This is a genomic window from Curtobacterium sp. NPDC090223, assembly GCF_044746585.1.
In the GTDB taxonomy this organism is placed as follows: Bacteria; Actinomycetota; Actinomycetes; order Actinomycetales; family Microbacteriaceae; genus Curtobacterium.
On the sequence record NZ_JBIVCN010000004.1, the window covers coordinates 355238 to 374037 of the forward strand.

At 72.2% G+C, this 18800-nt stretch carries 16 protein-coding genes; 9 read left to right on the forward strand and 7 right to left on the reverse strand.

The genetic code is table 11. From position 1 onward, the window contains the following. Window positions 1-28 precede the first annotated feature (28 nt). From gabT to ACIPJY_RS11810, 3 genes are read left to right on the forward strand one after another with little or no spacing between them, the layout of a single operon-like run. Window positions 29-1384 (forward strand): 4-aminobutyrate--2-oxoglutarate transaminase, encoded by a 1356-nt coding sequence (gene gabT, locus ACIPJY_RS11800; protein WP_400464289.1) that lies wholly within the window; start codon window positions 29-31, stop codon window positions 1382-1384. 2 nt (window positions 1385-1386) lie between these two features. Beyond that, a complete protein-coding gene (locus ACIPJY_RS11805; RefSeq protein ID WP_400464287.1) occupies window positions 1387-2892 on the forward strand; it encodes an NAD-dependent succinate-semialdehyde dehydrogenase in 1506 nt (501 codons plus the stop codon). Next, the gene (locus ACIPJY_RS11810; protein WP_400464284.1) at window positions 2889-4256 is read left to right on the forward strand and encodes a flavin monoamine oxidase family protein; all 1368 of its coding nucleotides are present in this window, start codon (window positions 2889-2891) and stop codon (window positions 4254-4256) included. The genes ACIPJY_RS11805 and ACIPJY_RS11810 overlap by 4 nt, the downstream gene beginning before the upstream one ends. 395 nt (window positions 4257-4651) lie before the next feature. Here ACIPJY_RS11810 and ACIPJY_RS11815 read toward each other — a convergent pair whose 3' ends face one another. The 5 genes from ACIPJY_RS11815 to ACIPJY_RS11835 all read right to left on the reverse strand — a co-directional run bounded on the left by ACIPJY_RS11815 (window position 4652) and on the right by ACIPJY_RS11835 (window position 10660). Continuing rightward, window positions 4652-6055, reverse strand: a complete 1404-nt coding sequence (locus tag ACIPJY_RS11815) for an NAD-dependent succinate-semialdehyde dehydrogenase (protein WP_400464281.1) — start codon at window positions 6053-6055, stop codon at window positions 4652-4654. Window positions 6056-6064: 9 nt separating this feature from the next. Further along, window positions 6065-7480, reverse strand: coding sequence for an APC family permease (locus ACIPJY_RS11820; protein WP_400464279.1), 1416 nt, complete (start codon window positions 7478-7480; stop codon window positions 6065-6067). A 149-nt stretch (window positions 7481-7629) separates the two neighbouring features. Then, complete coding sequence (locus ACIPJY_RS11825) at window positions 7630-8649, reverse strand: agmatine/peptidylarginine deiminase (protein ID WP_400464276.1); 1020 nt, start codon at window positions 8647-8649, stop codon at window positions 7630-7632. Continuing rightward, the gene (locus tag ACIPJY_RS11830; RefSeq protein WP_400464273.1) at window positions 8646-9764 is read right to left on the reverse strand and encodes a nitrilase-related carbon-nitrogen hydrolase; all 1119 of its coding nucleotides are present in this window, start codon (window positions 9762-9764) and stop codon (window positions 8646-8648) included. The genes ACIPJY_RS11825 and ACIPJY_RS11830 overlap by 4 nt, the downstream gene beginning before the upstream one ends. A gap of 26 nt (window positions 9765-9790) precedes the next feature. Next, a complete protein-coding gene (locus ACIPJY_RS11835) occupies window positions 9791-10660 on the reverse strand; it encodes a phosphotransferase family protein (protein ID WP_400464270.1) in 870 nt (289 codons plus the stop codon). Between the two features lie 85 nt (window positions 10661-10745). On the opposite strand from ACIPJY_RS11835, the gene ACIPJY_RS11840 reads away from it, so the two are divergent. The 6 genes from ACIPJY_RS11840 to ACIPJY_RS11865 all read left to right on the forward strand — a co-directional run bounded on the left by ACIPJY_RS11840 (window position 10746) and on the right by ACIPJY_RS11865 (window position 17200). Beyond that, on the forward strand, window positions 10746-11186 hold the full coding sequence (locus ACIPJY_RS11840) for a VOC family protein (RefSeq protein ID WP_400464267.1): 441 nt from the start codon (window positions 10746-10748) through the stop codon (window positions 11184-11186). A gap of 28 nt (window positions 11187-11214) precedes the next feature. Next, a complete protein-coding gene (locus ACIPJY_RS11845) occupies window positions 11215-12045 on the forward strand; it encodes a helix-turn-helix domain-containing protein (protein WP_400464264.1) in 831 nt (276 codons plus the stop codon). A gap of 126 nt (window positions 12046-12171) precedes the next feature. After that, the gene (locus ACIPJY_RS11850; protein ID WP_400464261.1) at window positions 12172-13083 is read left to right on the forward strand and encodes an ABC transporter ATP-binding protein; all 912 of its coding nucleotides are present in this window, start codon (window positions 12172-12174) and stop codon (window positions 13081-13083) included. Beyond that, window positions 13080-14141: an iron-siderophore ABC transporter substrate-binding protein gene (locus ACIPJY_RS11855; RefSeq protein WP_400464258.1), complete on the forward strand. Its 1062-nt coding sequence runs from the start codon at window positions 13080-13082 to the stop codon at window positions 14139-14141. Before ACIPJY_RS11850 ends, ACIPJY_RS11855 begins: the two co-directional genes overlap by 4 nt. After that, window positions 14138-16237, forward strand: coding sequence for an iron ABC transporter permease (locus tag ACIPJY_RS11860; protein WP_400464255.1), 2100 nt, complete (start codon window positions 14138-14140; stop codon window positions 16235-16237). The genes ACIPJY_RS11855 and ACIPJY_RS11860 overlap by 4 nt, the downstream gene beginning before the upstream one ends. Window positions 16238-16381: 144 nt before the next feature. Then, complete coding sequence (locus ACIPJY_RS11865; protein WP_400464252.1) at window positions 16382-17200, forward strand: SDR family oxidoreductase; 819 nt, start codon at window positions 16382-16384, stop codon at window positions 17198-17200. Between the two features lie 6 nt (window positions 17201-17206). Here the strand turns inward: ACIPJY_RS11865 and ACIPJY_RS11870 are convergent, their stop codons facing one another. After that, window positions 17207-17860: a hypothetical protein gene (locus tag ACIPJY_RS11870; protein WP_400464249.1), complete on the reverse strand. Its 654-nt coding sequence runs from the start codon at window positions 17858-17860 to the stop codon at window positions 17207-17209. Then, the gene (locus ACIPJY_RS11875) at window positions 17857-18732 is read right to left on the reverse strand and encodes a helix-turn-helix transcriptional regulator (RefSeq protein WP_400464246.1); all 876 of its coding nucleotides are present in this window, start codon (window positions 18730-18732) and stop codon (window positions 17857-17859) included. Before ACIPJY_RS11875 ends, ACIPJY_RS11870 begins: the two co-directional genes overlap by 4 nt. Between the last annotated feature and the right edge of the window lie 68 nt (window positions 18733-18800).

Below are 18800 nucleotides of genomic sequence, written 5' to 3' on the forward strand. Positions count from 1 at the left end.
GGTGTCCCGACGCTCCTACCATCGGCGCATGTCCTCCACCGTGCTCGCAACCACCACCACCGGCGGACCCGGCCTTCCCCAGGAACGCCGCCTGGTCACCGAGATCCCCGGCCCGCGCTCGCGGGAGCTGATGGCCCGGAAGGCCGCCGCGGTGCCGAACGGCGTCGGCGTGGCCGTCCCGATCGCCGTCGTGGCAGCGGGTGGCGGGGTCGTCGTCGACGCGGACGGCAACTCGCTCATCGACCTGGGCTCCGGGATCGCCGTCACCTCGGTCGGGAACGCCCACCCCGGTGTCGCCGCCGCGGTCACGGCCCAGGTCGCCGCGTTCACGCACACGTGCTTCACCATCGCCGCCTACGACGGGTACGTCGAGGTCGCCGAGGCCCTGAACCGCCTGACCCCCGGCGACCACGAGAAGCGCACGGCGCTGTTCAACTCCGGCGCCGAGGCCGTCGAGAACGCCGTGAAGATCGCGCGGAGTCACACCGGGAAGCAGGCCGTCGTGGTGTTCGACCACGCGTACCACGGCCGGACGAACCTGACGCTGGCGCTCACCGCGAAGAACCAGCCCTACAAGAGCGGCTTCGGTCCGTTCGCCCCCGAGGTCTACCGCGTCCCGATGTCCTACCCGTTCCGCGACGGACTGACCGGACCCGAGGCGGCGGCGCGGGCCATCAGCCAGATCGAGAAGCAGGTCGGAGCGGAGAACACCGCGGCGGTCCTCGTCGAGCCGATCCAGGGCGAGGGCGGATTCGTCGTCCCGGCGTCCGGGTTCCTGCCGGCGCTGGCGGAGTGGGCCCGCGCGAACGACGTCGTGCTGATCGCCGACGAGGTGCAGACCGGGTTCGCCCGCACCGGCGCCATGTTCGCGAGCGAGCACGAGGGCGTCGTCCCGGACATCGTGACCACGGCGAAGGGGATCGCCGGCGGCCTGCCCCTGTCCGCGGTGACGGGCCGTGCGGAGATCATGGACTCGCCCCAGGTCGGCGGCATCGGCGGCACCTACGGCGGCAACCCGATCGCGTGCGCCGCCGCACTCGCCGCGATCGACGCGTTCGAGCACGACGGTCTGGTCGAGCGTGCGCAGGAGATCGAGGGCGTCGTGCTCGGCGCACTCCGCAGTGCACAGGAGCACGACCCGCGCATCGGGGACGTCCGTGGCCGCGGGGCGATGATCGCGATGGAGCTCGTCGACCCGGGGACGGGCGATCCGGACCCCGGGTTGACCGGGCGCATCGTCCGGTACGCGACCGAGCACGGCGTCATCGCGCTGACCGCCGGCACGTACGGCAACGTCGTCCGCTTCCTCCCGCCGCTCGCCATCGACGACGCGCTGCTCGCCGAGGGCCTGGGAATCGTGCTCGAAGGGCTGGCAGCATCATGACGATGACCGAGACGACCACCACCGAGCACGACCTCCTCGCCCGCGTCCCCGACGGCCTGTTCGTCGACGGGGTCTGGGGCCCTGCGAGCGACGGCGCCACGTTCGCCGTCCAGGACCCCTCCACCGGCGCGGTGATCGCGAACGTCGCGAGTGCGACCGCCGAGGACGGCCTGCGCGCACTCGACGCCGCGGATCGTGCCCGTGCGGCGTGGGCGGCGACCCCGCCCCGGAAGCGCGGTGAACTCCTCCGGGCGGCGTTCGACCTGCTGCAGGAGCGCCGGGACGACTTCGCGCTCCTGATGACCCTGGAGATGGGCAAGCCCCTCGCCGAGGCGAACGGCGAGGTCACCTACGGTGGCGAGTTCCTCCGCTGGTTCGCCGAGGAAGCGGTCCGCATCGGCGGCTCCTACGGCACCAACCCCGAGGGCACCGGCCGGACGATCGTCTCCCACAAGCCCGTCGGCCCGGCGTACCTGATCACCCCGTGGAACTTCCCGCTCGCGATGGCGACCCGGAAGATCGCACCGGCGCTCGCCGCCGGGTGCACCGTGGTCGTGAAGCCCGCCGAGCTGACCCCGCTGACGACCCTGCTCTTCGTGGACCTGCTCCGCGAGGTCGGCGTGCCGGACGGCGTCGTGAACGTGGTCCCGACGAGTGACGCCAAGGCGGTGTCGACGCCGATCCTGGCGGACAGTCGGCTCCGGAAGCTGTCCTTCACGGGGTCGACCCCGGTCGGCCGGACCCTGCTCGCGCAGGCGTCCGAGAACGTCCTGCGCACGTCGATGGAGCTCGGCGGCAACGCCCCGTTCCTGGTGTTCGCGGACGCCGACCTGGACGAGGCCGTGAGCGGGGCGCTCGCCGCGAAGTTCCGGAACACCGGGCAGGCCTGCACGGCCGCGAACCGGTTCATCGTGCACGAGGACGTCGCCGAGGCGTTCGCGGACCGGCTCGTGGAGCGGGTCGAGGCGATGACCGTCGGTCGCGGCACCGAGGAGGGCGTGGCGATCGGCCCGCTCATCGACGACCGGGCCGTCGCGAAGGCCGACCGGCTCGTCACCGACGCGGTCGCACGCGGCGCGACGGTGCGGACCGGTGGACACGCGGTCGAGCGCCCCGGCACGTTCTACGCGCCGACCGTCGTCACGGACGTCCAGCCGGCCAGCGCGATCCTGACGGACGAGATCTTCGGACCGGTCCTGGCGATCAGCACCTTCCGCACCGACGACGAGGCGATCACCCGCGCGAACGACACCGAGTACGGTCTCGTCGCGTACGCGTTCACCGAGGACCCGGCGCGCGGCCAACGGCTGATGGAGCGGCTCGAGACGGGCATGCTCGGCCTGAACACCGGGGTCGTCTCGAACGCCTCGGCCCCGTTCGGCGGCGTGAAGCAGTCCGGGATGGGCCGCGAGGGCGGCGCCGAGGGGATCTCGGAGTACCTGGAGACCATGTACACGCTCACCCCGGACCCCTTCCGGGAGCGCACCACGACAGGAGACGCACGATGATCGAGAGAGACGTCGTCATCATCGGCGCCGGGGTGACGGGCCTGACCGCCGCGACCCGCCTGGTCGCCGAGGGCAAGACCGTCGCGGTGCTCGAAGCCCGCGACCGCGTCGGTGGCCGCACGTGGACGAACGACATCGAGGGCGTGACGCTCGAGATCGGCGGGCAGTGGGTGTCGCCCGACCAGACCGCGCTCCTCGAGACGCTCGACGAGCTCGGCCTCGAGACGTACGACCGCTACCGCGAGGGCTCCAGCGTCTACGTCGACGAGTCCGGCACGCGCACCGAGTACACCGGCGACATCTTCCCGCTGCCGGAGGCCACGGCGAACGAGATCGAACGCCTGGTGTCCGTCGTCGACGAGTACGTGGCGCGGGTCGACCCCGCGCGCCCGTGGGAGTCACCCGACGCGAAGCGCCTGGACGAGACGAGCTTCCGCGACTGGCTGCACGCGCTCAGCCCGGACCGCGTCGCGACCGACAACGTGGAGCTGTTCATCGCCGGCGCGATGCTGACGAAGCCCGCGCACGCGTTCTCCGCGCTGCAGGCACTGCTGATGGCCGCCTCGGCCGGCAGCTTCACCAACCTGGTCGACGCCGACTTCATCCTCGACAAGCGTGTGGTCGGCGGCATGCAGCAGGTCTCCCTCCGGCTCGCCGAGCAGCTCGGTGACGACGTGCACCTGGATGCTCCGGTGCGGACGCTGCGCTGGACTGACGAGGGTGTCGTCGCGATCGCCGACGGTGGCATCGAGGTGCACGCCCGACAGGCGCTCGTCGCGGTCCCGCCGCCCCTGTACACGCGGATCTCCTACGACCCGCCGCTGCCCCGCCGGCAGCACCAGCTCCACCAGCACCTGTCGATGGGCTTCGTGATCAAGGTGCACGCCGTCTACGACCGGCCGTTCTGGCGCGAGGCCGGGCTGTCCGGCACCGCGTTCAGCCCGTACGAGCTCGTGCACGAGGCGTACGACAACACCTCGTACGGCACGGAACAGGGCACGCTCGTGGGCTTCGTCTCGGACGAGCACGCCGATGCGGTCTTCGCGCTCGACGCCGAGGAGCGCAAGGCCCGGATCCTGCAGTCCCTGGTGCACTACTACGGTCCCGAGGCCGCCGACCCGGTCGTCTACTACGAGAGCGACTGGGGCACCGAGGAGTGGACCCGCGGCGCGTACGCGGCCAGCTTCGACCTGGGTGGTCTTGCACGCTACGGCGCCGACCAGCGCGCGGCCGTCGGTCCGATCCGCTTCGCCTCGAGCGACCTGGCCGGTGCCGGCTACCAGCACGTCGACGGTGCGGTCCGCATCGGCCGGGAGGCCGCCGCGGAGATCCTGGCCGCCCTGCCCCAGCCGGCGACGCTCTAGTCGCGACCACACCGACGGACCGGAGGCCCGGTGCCAGCTGGCACCGGGCCTCCAGTCCGTCATCGGTACCGGCCGGCGAGGCCCACCCTCCCGGCCGTCTGGAGGCACGCCCATGGCGCCCGCGTACCGTCCGCGACATGAGTGAGACGACGCCGACCGGATCCAGCGACCCCTCCGAGGAGCAGGCGCAGCACACCGCCGACCTGCCGGACGGCTCGCCGTCCGGCCACGCCACCTAGGACCCCCACGAGGACAGCGACCACGACTCCGGCGGCGAGCCGGCGGACCCGCAGTAGATCCGGCCTCTCGTTCGTTCCTGCTCGCCGTGCCGACAACGGCACAAGCGCCCGCGTGTGCAGATGTCGGCAGGGCGCGCAGACGCGCCGCCGGGGACGTCAGCCGATGCGGATCAGCTTCTTGTTGACGAACTCGTCGGCGCCCAGCGGCCCGAGCTCGCGCCCGAACCCGCTCGCCTTGACGCCGCCGAAGGGCAGCTCGGGGCTGTCCGCACCGACGAGGTTGACGTAGACCATGCCCGCTTCGATGCGGTCCGCGACCCGCAGCGCCTGGTCGGCATCGGTCGTGAACAGGTACGACCCGAGGCCGTACGGGGTGTCGTTGGCGAGCCGTACCGCGTCGTCCTCGTCCGTCACCCGGTAGACGGCCGCGACCGGGCCGAAGAACTCCTCGCGGTACGCGTCGTTGTCGGGCGTGACGTCCGTCAGCACGGTCGGGGTGAAGGCGTTCCCGGAGCGCTCGCCGCCGGTGACGACGGTGGCGCCCTGGTCCTTCGCCGCCGTCAGCTGTGCCTCGAGCCGGTCCGCCGCGGCCGGTGACGACAGCGGGCCGAGCTCGGCACCCGGCGTCGTCGGGTCCGTCGGGGCGACCGCCGCCATCGCCGCCGTGAACTTCGCGAGGAAGCTCTCGTACAGGTGGTCGGCGACGAGGAAGCGCTTGGCGGCGTTGCAGACCTGGCCGTTGCCCTCGAGGCGGGTGGCGACGGCGGACTCCACGACGGCGTCGAGGTCGTCGGTCGAGAGCAGGATGAAGGGGTCGGACCCGCCGAGCTCCAGCACCACCTTCGTCAGGTTGCGGCCGGCGATCTCCGCGACCGCGGCACCCGCGCGCGCCGAGCCGGTCAGGGAGACACCCTGGACGCGGGGGTCGGCGATGACGTCGGCGATCTGGTCGTTCGTCGCGAAGACGTTCGTGTACGCACCGGTCGGGAAGCCGGCGTCGTGGAAGACCTGCTCGATCGCCAGGGCCGACTCCGGGCACTGCGGCGCGTGCTTCAGCAGGACGGTGTTGCCGATGAGCAGGTTCGGGCCGGCGAACCGGGCGATCTGGTATGCCGGGAAGTTCCACGGCATGATGCCGAGCAGCACGCCGATCGAGTCCTTGCGGATGAAGGCGCTGCCCTCGGAACCGGCGGCCAGCGTGATCGGCTCGTCCGCCAGGAAGTCCTCGGCTTTGTCGGCGTAGTAGTCGTAGATGTCGGCGCAGAAGTCGATCTCGCCCACGGCCTGGTCGATCGGCTTGGCCATCTCGCGCACGATCGTCGTGGCGAGCTCGTCCCGTCGCTCGCGGTACAGGTCGGCGACGCGGTGCACGAGCGCGGCACGGTCGGCGACGCTCGTGGCGCGTGCCCACTCGGTGTGCGTCCGGTCGGCTGCGTCGATCGCGGCGCGGAGCTCGTCGTCGGTGATGGTCGGGAAGGTGCGGAGGACCTCGCCGGTCGCCGGGTCGGTGACGGCGTAGACGGTCGTGGCGGTGCTGGTACTGGTGCTCGTGTCGGTCACGGGGTGCTCCTATGCCTGTTCGTCGGTCAGCTGCTTGTTCACGCCGGTCACCGGCTGGTTCTCGTCGAAGCCCTTCGGCTGGACCCGGAAGCCCTTCGTGATGACCAGCAGGTACACGAACCCGATCGCGGCCCAGACGCCACCGGCGATCAGCGCGTCGGCGTGCAGCTGTGACCAGAGAACACCGGTGAGGAGCATCGCGACCCCGGGGAGCACGATGTACGCGAACCGGTCCCGCGCCGTGTGCCGGCGGCCCTGCCGGACGGCGAAGTGCACGATCACGGTGGCGTTGACGAAGGTGAACGCGATCAGGGCGCCGAAGTTGATGTACGACGAGATCGTGTCGAGCGAGAAGGTCATCGCGAGCAGGGTCACCACACCGACGATGACCACGTTCGGGATCGGCGTCCGGGTGCGCGGGCTGACGTACCCGAAGACGCGCTTCGGCAGGACGTTGTTGCGCCCCATCACCAGGAGCATGCGGGCGACGCTGGCGTGCGAGGCGAGGCCGGACGCCAGCGCGGCGACGAACCCGGCAGCGACGAGGACCGCCTGGAACACCGGACCGCCCACGATCCGACCGATCTGGGGGAGCGGGTCGTCGGTGAACTCGCCGAACGGGGCGTTCGTCGGGAACCGGAGCTGCGCGAAGTAGGCGGACACCAGGAAGATCAGGCCGCCGATGAGCACGGTCATCAGGATCGCCTTCGGCATGATCCGGATCGACTTCGCCTCTTCGGTGTACATCGTCACCGCGTCGAACCCGATGAACGAGAAGCACACGACGGTCGCCCCGGTGAGGAGCGCCGACATCGTCACCCCGTCGTGCACGAACGGCTCACTGCTCACGATCGTGCCCGCGCCGGCGCCGTTGACCAGCTCGATCACCGTGAAGACCACGAACGCGATCATCGCCAGGATCGCCCCGATGAGCAGCACCATGTTGAGGTTCGACGTGCCGCGCATCGACAGGCAGATCACCGTCGTGACGAAGACCGTGTACACGACGACCGTCACCCACGGCGGCAGGGCGGGGAACACCTGCTCCAGGTAGAGCCGGATGATCAGCGCGTTCACCATCGGCAGGAGCAGGTAGTCCAGCAGCGATGCCCAGCCGACCATGAAGCCGGCGTTCGGGTGGATCGACTCCCGCACGTACGTGTACGCGGAACCGGCGGCCGGGTAGACGCGGACCATCTTGCCGTAGCTGACTGCGGTCAGGAGCATGATCACCAGCGCGATGAGGTACGCGCTCGGGACGGCGCCGTTGGTCTCACCGGACACGATCCCGAAGGTGTCGAACACCACGGTCGGGGTCATGTAGCCGAGCCCGAGGCCGACGATCGCCCAGAGACCGAGGCTCCGCTTCAGGGAGCCGCCACGGGCGGGGGCCGCCGGAGCGGCGACCGCGGTGGGTGATGCCATGGGAGTTCCCTCCTCGGCGCGAACGGGTCGCGGGGCCGGGGTCCGTGCGTCGTCGCGTGGACCGGTTGCAGAACCCTACCGACGGAGTCGCGGCGGGCGGAGTGGACGCGGTGTACGTCTCCGGCGCCGCCGGTGTACACCACGTCGGGTCACATCCGAGCGGGCTGCTGCTGGGTGATGCAGTGCAGGCCGCCGCCGCGCGCGAAGACCTCGCGGGCGTCGATCGTGCGGACCTCCCGGCCCGGGTACACGTCCGCCAGGATGCCCCGCGCTCGGTCGTCCGCCGCTGCCTCGGCGTCGCCGAACCCGCACGCGATCACGGCCCCGTTCACCACGACGTGGTTGACGTAGTTCCAGTCCACCGGACCGTCGTCGTCGGCCAGGGTCGCCGGCGCGGGGACCTCGACGACGGTCGCGTCGAGCGCTTCCTCGATGACGCGACGGATCAGTGGCATCACGAGGTGGTCCGGGTGCCCGGGATCGGGTTGGGCGTGCAGCAGGACGGTCCCGGGGTCCGCGAACGTCGCGACCATGTCGACGTGTCCGCGCGTCCCGAGCCCGTCGTAGTCCCGCGTGAGCCCACGGGGGAGCCAGACCACGTCCGTCGCCCCGATCGTCCTGGCGAGCTCTTCCTCGACCCGGGCGTGATCGGCGTACGGGTTCCGCCGCGGGTCGAGCTGCACCGTCTCCGTCACCAGCACCCGACCGGCGCCGTCGACGTGGACGGCGCCGCCCTCGTTGACGAGGAGCGACGGGATCCGCTCCACACCGGCGGCCCGTGCGACCGTCGCGGCGATCTCCGCGTCCCGGGTCCAGGTCGCCCAGGCGTTGGCGCCCCAGCCGTTGAAGACCCAGTCGACGGCGCCGAGGGCACCGGTCTCGTCGTCCACCACGAAGGTCGGGCCGATGTCGCGCATCCAGAAGTCGTCGAGCGGCGCCTCGAGCACCTCGACGGCGCTCGAGAGCAGCCGTGCGGCGTCGGCCCGGGCGACCGGGTCCACGACGACGGTGACGGGCTGGTACTCGCTGATCGTGTTCGCGGTCGCGGCCCACGCGCGGCGTGCCGCCTCGGCGCTCGCCGGGTCGTCGCCGAGGGTGGCGCCGGGGCGGGGGAACGCCATCCAGGTGCGTTCCTGCGGAGCGGTCTCCGCGGGCATCCGCCAGCTCACGAGGTCGCTCCGGTCGGGTGGGCGGCCGTCGGTCGGCGCGTGGTCGCCTGGTCCGGCCGGGAGGCTCGGCCCGTGGTCGCCTGGTCCGGCCGGGAGGCTCGGCCCGTGGTCGCCTGGTCCGGCCAGGAGGCTCGGGTCGCCTCGAGCGCGCCGTAGCCGTCCCGGACGGGGTCGAGGGCACCCACCATGCCGCCGTACAGGTCGGGTCGCCGCGTCAGGTAGAAGGGGAAGAGCCGCAGCCACTCCGTCCGGGCGTCGAGGTCCAGGTCCGCGACGAGGACCGTGCTGGCATCGCGAGGTGCCTCGGCGAGGACCCGACCGAACGGGTCGGAGATGAACGACGAGCCGTAGAAGGTGATGTCACCCTCGTCGCCCCACCGGTTCGGCACGACCATGAACTGACCGGCCGTGATGCCGTTCGCCACGATGACCTGCCGCCAGATCGGCGCGGTGTCGAAGTCCGGGAACGTCGGCTCGGAGCCGATGGCCGTCGGGTAGGCGAGGACCTCGGAGCCGGCGAGGCCGTAGGAACGCGCGACCTCGGGGAACCACTCGTCCCAGCACGTCGGCAGTCCCACGCGGGCACCGAGCCCGGCCGGCTCGTAGACCGGGAACGCGTCGTCGGTGGGACCGGGGCGGAAGTAGGTGTCCTCGTGGTACCCGGCGCTGATCGGGATGTGCGTCTTCCGGGTCCGGCCGACGAGCGTGCCGTGCGGCGCGACGAGGACCGCCGTGTTGTAGCCGCGCGGGTCGGCGGGGTCGTCGTCCTCGGCCGGCCGCTCGAACAGTGACGCGTGCACGAGGATCCCGTGCGCACGGGCCTGTTCGCGGGCGAACGTGATGGTGGGGCCGTCCTCGATCGACTCGGCGCGGTCCTTCGGGACGCCGCTCGCCGGGGTGTCGCCCGGGTACCGGAGCAGTGTCAGCTCGGGGAGGAACACCGCGGCGGCCCCGTTCGCCGCCGCCGCTGCGATGCCCTCGGCGAGCTGGGCGCGGTGCGCGACGGGGTCCGCGAGCCACCGCACCTGCACCAGGGCGACACGGGTCGTCCGGCGCGGTGTGCCGGTGTCCTCGTGCAGTGGGGAAGGGACCGGGGGAGCGATGACGACGTCCATGGCGCCATTGTTGACCACACGATCAACTAGCGCAAGCGGTCCGGGTCCCCGAACGCCGCGAGGGCATCGGCGAGCATCCGGTGTCCCTGCGCCTCGAACCGTTCGTCGCCGACCACGAACGCCCACACGGCGGTGCCGACGGCCTCGCGGAGCTGGAGCCAGCGCCAGGCGTCGGGTTCGCGCGGGTCGTCGCCGTACCCGTCGAAGAAGGCCCGTTCGAGCGCCGGTTCGTCCTGCCAGTGCAGGACCGCGAGCCGCGTGAGGTCGAACGCGCGCGGGCGCATGGCGAAGCGCCCGAAGTCGATCATCCGCAGGCGGCCGTCGTCGACGATCCAGTTCCGGGGATGCCAGTCGCCGTGGGTCGGCACGAGGGTGACCGGGACGGCGTCGAACGACTCCAGGTGGGCTCGCGCCCGCGCGGCGGTGTCGTCCGGGATCCGGTGCTCCGATGCCAGCGCGGCCAGGGCCTTCCCGGACTCGCGGACCAGGAAGTCGTCGGACGTGGCCGCGTGCTGGTCGTGGAAGCGGCGGAGGAGTGCTCCGGCCTGCCGGTGCACGTCCGGCGATACCTCGTCGGGGGTGCCGAGGGCGAGGTGCCCCTGGACCCGGTCGAGCACGAGGACACGGTGCTCCTCGTCGGCGGTCACGAGGGCCCCGGTGTCGCCGGTCCGGACGAGCGGGGCGGTCCAGCCGCGGTGCGCGACGAGCTCCCGGGGGAAGTGGGTGTTCTCCGGGCCGGCGGCCTTCACCGTGTACTCGGCCGCCGTGCCCGCGACGTGCAGCACGACCGTGTCGAGGAGCCCCCAGGACTCGTTCGTCAGCACCCGGGCGCCCGGCACGGCGGCACGGACGACCTCGACCTGTTCCTCGTTGAGCCCCGTGTTCCCCCACCGCATCCCGACAACCTACCCGTCGTCCGGACGGCCTCCCGGGACGGCGATGCTGGTCGGCCGTCGGGGGCGGCCGGAGCACGGTGGGGGGATGAGCGAACCCATCCTCGAGCCGCTCGGCTTCGCGCACGTGCGGCTCACCGTCACCGACATCGCCTGCAGCAAGGCGTTCTACGAACGACTCTTCGGCATGCCGCCCGGCAGTGACTTCAGCGACCAGATCGACGACCCGAAGATCATCGACGACCCCTGGCGCACCTACGGCGGCTGCTCGTTCACGTTCGGTGGTCAGACCCTCGGGCTGCGTCCGGTCGCACCCGTCGGGGACCACTTCGACCCGGACCGCGTGGGCCTCGACCACGTGAGCTTCCGGGTGCGGGCCGTGGCGGACCTGCACGCTGCCGTGGCGCGGCTCGACGCTGCCGGGATCGTCCACGGTGCGGTGACCGACCTCCCGCCGTTCGGGGTCGTCATCCTGTCCGTGCAGGACCCGGACGACGTCAACCTGGAGTTCGCGGCGCCCCGCCCCTGACGAACCGCCGCTTCCGTAGGATCGCGGCATGGACCGGACGCACGACACCAGTGCGATCGGTGCGTGGCCGAGTGAACCCGGCACCCTCACCCGGCGCAGTGCCGGAGGAGAGGCGCCGCTGCCGAGCGAGACCCGGATCCAGTCCGGGTCCGAGGTCTTCGTCACGCCGGTCGAGTGGGAGCCGCACACGCACGCGGTGCACGAGCTGGTCTGGGTCCGCGGTGGGACCCTCACGGCGCGTGTCGGCGACCGGCTCTTCACCGTGCCGGAGGGCTACGGGCTGTGGTTGCCGGCCGGGGTGCGGCACGGTGGCCGACTGACGCGTCGCGTCGAGCTGCACGGCGCCTTCTTCGCGCCGGACCGCGCGCCGACGACCATCGTCGGCGCGGTCGAGGTCGCGATGTCGCCCGTGCTGCACTCGCTCCTGATGCACCTGGCCCGGACGGACCTCGACCCGGCGGCGCGGGCGCGTGCGGAGGCAGTGGTGTTCGACGTGCTGGAGCCGGCGGACGCGCAGCTCTCGACCACGGTCCCGGACGACCGCCGCATCGCGCCGGTGGTCACCGCCGTCACCGAGGACCCGGCCGACGATCGCGGTCTCGACGACTGGGCACGGTCCCTCGGGGTGAGCGAACGCACGATCACGCGGGCGTTCCGCGACGCCACGGGGCTGTCGTTCGCACAGTGGCGCCGGACGGTCCGCGTGCACCGCGCGCTCTCGCTGCTGTCCGAGGGGTGGGACGTGCAGTCCACCGCCGAGGAACTCGGGTACGCGCAGTCGAGCACCTTCATCGCGGCCTTCCGGCGTGTGATGGGGACGACCCCGGGGGTGTTCGGCGCACAGCGCCCGACCATGTGATGTCCGGAACGCGGCATCACGCGTCCGGAAGTCGCGATTGCCGACAGGTGTCGTCAGCCTCTACTGTTCCTGAGGCAAGCCTTGCCTTACCTGCCGGAACCCTCGCACCGGAACGCCCTCCTCCCCATGCACCCTGCACCCGCTCGCGCCGTCCCCGTCGCCCCCGTCGCGCTCCGTGCCGACGGTGTCTCGCTCGGTCACAGCGGCCTCGAGGTCGTCCACGACGTCTCGCTCGCGCTGGCCCCGGGCCGTGTGACGGCACTCGTCGGGCCGAACGGCAGCGGGAAGTCGACGCTGCTGCGGTCACTCGCGCGACTGCACCCGATCGACCGCGGCACGGTGACCCTCGGTGTGGACGAGCGGTCCACGTCGCTGTTCAGTGCGAAGGAGTTCGCCCGCCAGGTCACGCTGTTCGCGCAGTCCCGTCCGGCTCCGCAGGGGCTGACCGTGCGGGAGATCGTCGCCTTCGGACGGCACCCCTACCGGCGGGCGTTCGCCGGTGCGTCGTCCGAGGACCGCGCCGCGATCGAGCACGCGATGGCGGCGACCGGGGTCACGACGATGGCGGAGCGTCCGGTGGGCGCGCTCTCCGGCGGCGAGATGCAGCGCGTCTGGCTCGCCACGTGCCTGGCCCAGGACACCGGCGTCGTCCTGCTCGACGAGCCCACGAACCACCTCGACCTGCGGTACCAGGTGGAGACGCTCGACATCGTGCGGGACCTCGTCGACGGGCACGACACCGCGGTCGGGATCGTCCTGCACGACCTCGACCACGCCGCCCGGGTCGCGGACGAGGTCGTCCTGCTCTCCGCCGGCCGGATCCACGCCGCTGGTCCGGCGACCGACGTCCTCACCGCGGGGAACATCGCGCACGTCTACGAGATCGACGTCGAGGTGCACGTCGACCCCAGGGCCGGCCGGATCCGCATCGACCCGATCGGCCGGCACCCTGCCCGGACCCGACCCACCACCGCCGCTCCCGCGGCCGCCCCCACCGCCGCTCCCGCGGCTGGCCCCACCCGAGAGGACCTCCCATGATCCGACCCCGCCAGCTCCTGACGGCCGCGGCAGTCGCCGCTGCCGCCGCCCTCGCGTTGTCCGGCTGCGGCACCACCTCGGTGGACGCCGCCGCCTCGTCCGGCCCCGCCGCGCCGACCTCGGCAGGCTGCGAGGCCGACACCACGACGACCGCGACCGGCCCCGTCTCGATCACGGACGGCGTCGGACGCACCGTCGAGCTCGACGCGCCGGCGAAGCGCGTCGTCGTGCTCGAGTGGCAGCAGATCGAGGACGCGCTCACCCTCTGTGTGACCCCGACCGCGGTCGCCGACCCGGAGGGCTACGGCACGTGGGTGAAGGCGGAGAAGCTCCCGGCGAGCGTGACGAGTGCCGGTACCCGCGAAGAACCCGACCTGGACGCGATCGCCGCGACGAACCCCGACCTGGTCATCGTCGAGGCGTTCTCGGCCGACGACGAGAAGATCACGAAGCTCGAGAAGCGCGGCATCCCGGTGCTCGCCACGCTCGGCGCGGACACGTCCGACCCGATCGGCAACATGAAGAAGGTCTTCACCACGATCGCGGAGGCCACCGGGCGGACGGACCGTGCGGACGAGGTCCTCGACCAGTTCGACGACCACCTCGCCGCCGCGAAGCAGCAGGTGCAGGACGTCGACCTGCCCACGAAGCGGTTCCTGTTCTTCGACGGCTGGATCGAGGGCGGCAACGTCGTCATCCGTCCGTACGGCAAGGGTGCCCTGTTCACCGCGCTCGGCGAGGAGCTCGGGCTCACCTCGGCGTGGACCGACGAGATCGACGAGGCCTACGGCAACGGCGGCGTGGACCCCGCGTACGGCCTCGGGCAGACGGACATCGAAGGCCTCACCGCCGTCGGCGACGCGAACCTCTTCTACTCGAACGACGAGGAGGAGGGCAGCTACGTGGTCGAGCTCGACAAGAGCTCGATCTGGAAGGCGCTGCCCGCCGTCGAGGACGGCCGCGCGCACGCCTTCCCGGCCGGGACCTGGGGTGCCGGCGGCCCACTGTCGAACGAGATGGCCATCGACGCCTACGTCGACGCGATCACGGCGGCTTGAGCACGACCCGTCCGACCGAGCCGGTGACCGCACCGTCGTCCCGGCTCGGTCTCCGCGGGGGGACGAGCGGCGCCCTGGTGATCGGGCTGCTCGTCGTGGCGGTCGTCCTGGTCGGGATGTGGCACGTCACGCAGGGCACGTCCGGTGTCGGCTTCGTCGACCTGCTGCGGTACGTCGGGGGAGCCAGGGAGCAGGTCGGCGGCGTCCCGGTCGGTGACGTGCTGACCGGGTCCCGGCTCCCGCGGCTCCTCGCCGGCGCGGTCGTCGGCATCGCGCTCGGTGTGGCGGGCGCCCTGCTGCAGTCCGTCACGCGGAACGCGCTCGCCGCGCCGGACACGCTCGCCGTGACCGCCGGCTCGTACTTCGCGGTCACCGTGGTCGCCGCGTTCGGGCTCTCGGTGCCGATCTGGGCGTCCGGGGCGGTCGCGTTCGTCGGCGGGCTGCTGGCCGCCGCGCTGGTGCTCGCGATCGCCGGCCGGTCGGCCTCCACCGCGACGACGCGCCTGATCCTCGCCGGCTCCGCGACGGCGATGGCGCTCGACGCCGCCAGCGCGGTGCTGCTCATCCTCTTCAAGGAGAACACCACCGGGCTGTTCGCCTGGGGGAGCGGCTCGCTCGCGCAGCTCAACCTCGACGCGTCCCTCCGCGCCGTCCCGCTCATCGTCGCGGTCGTCGCGGGTGCCCTGCTGCTCTCGCGACGGCTCGACCTCCTCGGCCTCGGCGACGACACCGCGTCCTCGCTCGGTGTGCCGATCCGCTCCACCCGGCTGCTGGCGGTCCTCGGCGCGGTGCTCCTCACGAGCACCGCCGTCACGGTGGCCGGCCCGATCGCCTTCGTCGGACTCGCGGCACCGGTGCTCGTCCGGCTCCTCGCCGCGCGCGTGCACGCCCTGCACCGCCACGTGCTCCTGCTGCCGGTGTCCGGTCTCCTCGGTGCGCTGCTGATCCTGCTCGCCGACGCGGTGCTGCGCGCCGTCCTCGGCGCCGAGGGGGCGGCCTCGGTCCCGACGGGAGTCCCCACCGCGCTCCTCGGCGCGGTCGTCATCGTCGCCCTCGCGATGCGGCTCCGGGACAGCGGGGCGACGCGGAACCCGCCGCGGTCGCCGCTGGCCGCCCGGTCCCCCCGCCGGTTCCTGGTCGTGACCGGCGTGGCCGCGGTCGTCGTCGTCGCGGTGCTGCTCCTCGGCCTGCTCGCGGGCAGCCTGTGGTTGCAGCTCGGCGACGTCGCCCTCTGGCTGCGGGGCACTGCTCCCGACCTCGTCGCCCAGGCGCTCGACGACCGTGCGCCCCGCGTCGCCGCGGCCGTGCTCGCCGGCGCCGGACTGGGGCTGGCGGGGACGGTCGTGCAGGGCACGGTCCGCAACCCGCTCGCCGAGCCCGGCATCCTCGGCATCAGCGCCGGCGCGGGGCTCGGCGCGGTGTTGGTCGTGACGCTCCTGGGCGGGGGCCGAGGACTCCTGATCACGATGGCGGTGCTCGCCGGGCTCGTGACGTTCGCGCTCATCGCCGCGCTGGCCTGGCGCGGCGGACTCCTGCCCGATCGCTTCGTCCTCATCGGCATCGGGTTCGGGTACGGCCTCAGCGCACTGACCACGTACCTCCTGCTCCGCGCGGACCCGTGGAACACCCCGCGCATCCTCACGTGGTTGTCCGGGACGACGTACGGCCGGGAGTTCCCGGACGTCGTGCCGATCGCGATCGCCCTGGTCGTCGCGGTCCCGCTGCTGATCGGCATGCGGCACCGGCTCGACCTGCTGGCGATCGACGAGGACACCCCGCGGATCCTCGGTGTCCGGGTGGGGCCGACCCGCTTCGTGCTGCTCGGCCTCGCCGCGGTCCTCGCCGCACTGAGCGTCGTGGCGGTCGGCGTCGTCGGCTTCGTCGGGCTCGTCGCTCCGCACCTGGCCCGGTCGGTCGTCGGTGCGCGGCACGGTCGGCTGGTCCCCGTCTCGATGCTCCTCGGCGCCGCGCTCGTGAGCATCGCGGACACGATCGGTCGGACGGTGATCGCCCCGGCGCAGGTGCCGGCCGGTCTGGTCGTCGCCCTGATCGGCGCCCCGTACTTCGTGTGGTTGCTGCGGTCTTCTCGACCCTGACGGACCGATCCGGCGCCGGTGCGTGTCCGATGGGCGCAGCCGTCACCCGGACGTGTCCGATGGGCGCAGCCGTCACCCGGGCGTCCAGGTCCCCCTGACCGGACCGGCGTTGCGTGGGTGGTGACCCACCTCAGGAGGAGACACATGAGCAAGACCTGGTTCATCACCGGCGCGTCGAAGGGCTTCGGCCGCGAGTGGGCGGAGGCCGCCCTGGAACGCGGGGACTCCGTCGCCGGCACCGCGCGGAACACCGACGACGTGCAGGCGCTGGTCGAGCAGTACCCGGACACCTTCCTCGGGCTCCAGCTCGACGTCACGGACCGTGCCGCCGACTTCGCCGCGGTGCAGCGCGCCGCCGAGCACTTCGGCTCGCTCGACGTCGTCGTGAACAACGCCGGCTACGGCCACTTCGGCATGGTCGAGGAGCTGACCGAGGACGAGGTCCGCAGTCAGCTCGAGACCAACCTGTTCGGCGCGCTCTGGGTCACCCAGGCAGCGCTGCCGATCATGCGCGCGCAGGGCTCGGGCCACATCATCCAGGTGTCGAGCATCGGCGGCATCAGCGCGTTCCCGACCGTGGGCGCCTACCACGCGTCGAAGTGGGCGCTCGAGGGCCTGTCGCAGTCGCTCTCGCAGGAGGTCGCGGGCTTCGGCATCGACGTCACGCTGATCGAGCCCGGCGGGTTCTCGACCGACTGGTCGGGCCCCTCGTCGAAGCACAGCGACGAGAACCCGGCGTACGCGGACGTGCGCGAGGCCGCGTCGAAGCGTCCGTCGGCCGCCGACCCGGGCAAGCCCGAGGCGACGCGCTCCGCGATCCTCAAGGTCGTCGACGCCGAGCAGCCCCCGCTGCGCGTCTTCTTCGGCAAGGCACCGCTCGGCATCGCCGAGAAGGACTACGAGTCGCGTCTGGCGACGTGGCGCGAGTGGCAGCCCGTGTCCGAGGAGGCGCACGGGGCCTGACGCAGGTCAGGCGATGATGTTGACCGCGCGCGAGATGACCAGGGCCATCAGGACGAACCCGCCGATGGACTGGTAGGCCATGATCATCTTCGCGCGGACGGTCATCGGCATCGTGTCGGTGGGGCTGAACGCCACCATGTTGGTGAGTGCGACGTAGAGGTAGTCGAGGTACACCGGCCGCCACGCGGCGGTCCGTGCGTCGGTCTCCTGGGGGAACTGGAAGTCCGCCTCGTCGGACTCCCAGAGCCCCGGGCGACGCCGGGCGACCGGTCCGCCACGGTCGAGCTCCCAGTACACGAGCCCGAACGCGATGATGCTGCTGACCCAGACCTGCAGCGCGGTCAGCAGCACGGCCGCGCCGTCCGCGTGCCCGTCGAGCAGCTCCATGACGGTCCGGACCACGGTGAGCTGGTTCGCGACGGTGAGCACGATCGCGAGCCCGAACGACAGCCACCGCGACCACGTCGTCTCGCGGGACAACCGCCGCGGGTTGAACACGATCAACGGCACGAGGAGCAGGACGCCGAGCAGCGGCACCACCCAGGACGGGAAGAACAGCACCTGGCTCGGCAGGAACAGGCCGAGCGCGAGGTTGACCAGGACCGCGGCGGCCACCGGGAAGCGGTGCTCGTGCTGGTGCCGGACCTTCGACGGACTCACGCGCCGAGTGTAGGCGAACCCGTCGCCCCGATCGGGTCCGTGCTCGTCGTCCCGATCACCGACAGCAGCCGCAGCCGCTCGGCGCTCTCGCTCCCCGGCTCCGCGGTGTACACGAGCAGGGCGTGCGAGCGCTCCGGATCGAGCAGCACCTGGCAGTGCAGGGTGAGCAGTCCGACCTCCGGGTGCCGGTAGTGCTTGACCTCGCGCGGGCGGATCCCGACCTCGTGCCGCGCCCAGACCGCCCGGAACTCGGCGCTCCGGGCGAGCAGCACGTCGGCGAGGTGCGCCGCGCGTGACGCCGGTCCGCGTTCGGCGATGACCGTCCTGAGCCCCGACGCGTACATCCGGGACAGGAACGCGTGGTCCTCGTCCGGGTGCAGCGCACGCGCTGCCGGGTCGGTGAACCACCGGAAGCCGATGCTCCTGGCGTCCCCGGTGCGCTCGGACGCGTCGCCGCTGATCGCGGCCGCGAGCGGCGTCTGTTGCAGCGTCTCGCCGAGTTCGGTGACGATCTCCGCGGGGGTGTCGACCAGGCGGTCGAAGATCCGCATCATGCCGGGGCTGACGTGGTCCCCGCCGGGGCCGGGCGGTGGCGGCTGGTGCCCGGCGAGGCGGAAGAGGTGGTCGCGTTCCTCGATCGTCAGGCGGAGGCCCTGCGCGATCGACGCCAGCATCTGTTCGGACGGCTGCGGGCCGCGCTCGCGTTCCAGGCGCGCGTAGTAGTCGACGGACATGTTGCTGAGGAGCGCCACCTCCTCTCGTCGGAGCCCGTCGGTCCGGCGTCGCTGGCCCCGCGGCAGGCCGACGTCCTCCGGCTGCAGGGCTTCCCGACGGCCGCGGAGGAAGTCGGCGAGGGACGGTCGATCGATCACGGGCTCATCATCTCCCGCCCGGGTCCGTGGAGCCACGGATCGTCAGGCCGTGGTTCCGGCCGGAGGAC

What these genes read in the sequence shown, in the direction of transcription:
- ACIPJY_RS11835 (WP_400464270.1), bottom strand. Translation starts at nt 10,660, where the DNA reads ATGCGGTGGGGGAACACGGGGCTCAACGAGGAACAGGTCGAGGTCGTC.
- ACIPJY_RS11845 (WP_400464264.1), top strand. Translation starts at nt 11,215, where the DNA reads ATGGACCGGACGCACGACACCAGTGCGATCGGTGCGTGGCCGAGTGAA.
- ACIPJY_RS11805 (WP_400464287.1), top strand. Translation starts at nt 1,387, where the DNA reads ATGACCGAGACGACCACCACCGAGCACGACCTCCTCGCCCGCGTCCCC.
- ACIPJY_RS11850 (WP_400464261.1), top strand. Translation starts at nt 12,172, where the DNA reads ATGCACCCTGCACCCGCTCGCGCCGTCCCCGTCGCCCCCGTCGCGCTC.
- ACIPJY_RS11840 (WP_400464267.1), top strand. Translation starts at nt 10,746, where the DNA reads ATGAGCGAACCCATCCTCGAGCCGCTCGGCTTCGCGCACGTGCGGCTC.
- gabT (WP_400464289.1), top strand. Translation starts at nt 29, where the DNA reads ATGTCCTCCACCGTGCTCGCAACCACCACCACCGGCGGACCCGGCCTT.
- ACIPJY_RS11820 (WP_400464279.1), bottom strand. Translation starts at nt 7,480, where the DNA reads ATGGCATCACCCACCGCGGTCGCCGCTCCGGCGGCCCCCGCCCGTGGC.
- ACIPJY_RS11830 (WP_400464273.1), bottom strand. Translation starts at nt 9,764, where the DNA reads ATGGACGTCGTCATCGCTCCCCCGGTCCCTTCCCCACTGCACGAGGAC.
- ACIPJY_RS11855 (WP_400464258.1), top strand. Translation starts at nt 13,080, where the DNA reads ATGATCCGACCCCGCCAGCTCCTGACGGCCGCGGCAGTCGCCGCTGCC.
- ACIPJY_RS11865 (WP_400464252.1), top strand. Translation starts at nt 16,382, where the DNA reads ATGAGCAAGACCTGGTTCATCACCGGCGCGTCGAAGGGCTTCGGCCGC.
- ACIPJY_RS11810 (WP_400464284.1), top strand. Translation starts at nt 2,889, where the DNA reads ATGATCGAGAGAGACGTCGTCATCATCGGCGCCGGGGTGACGGGCCTG.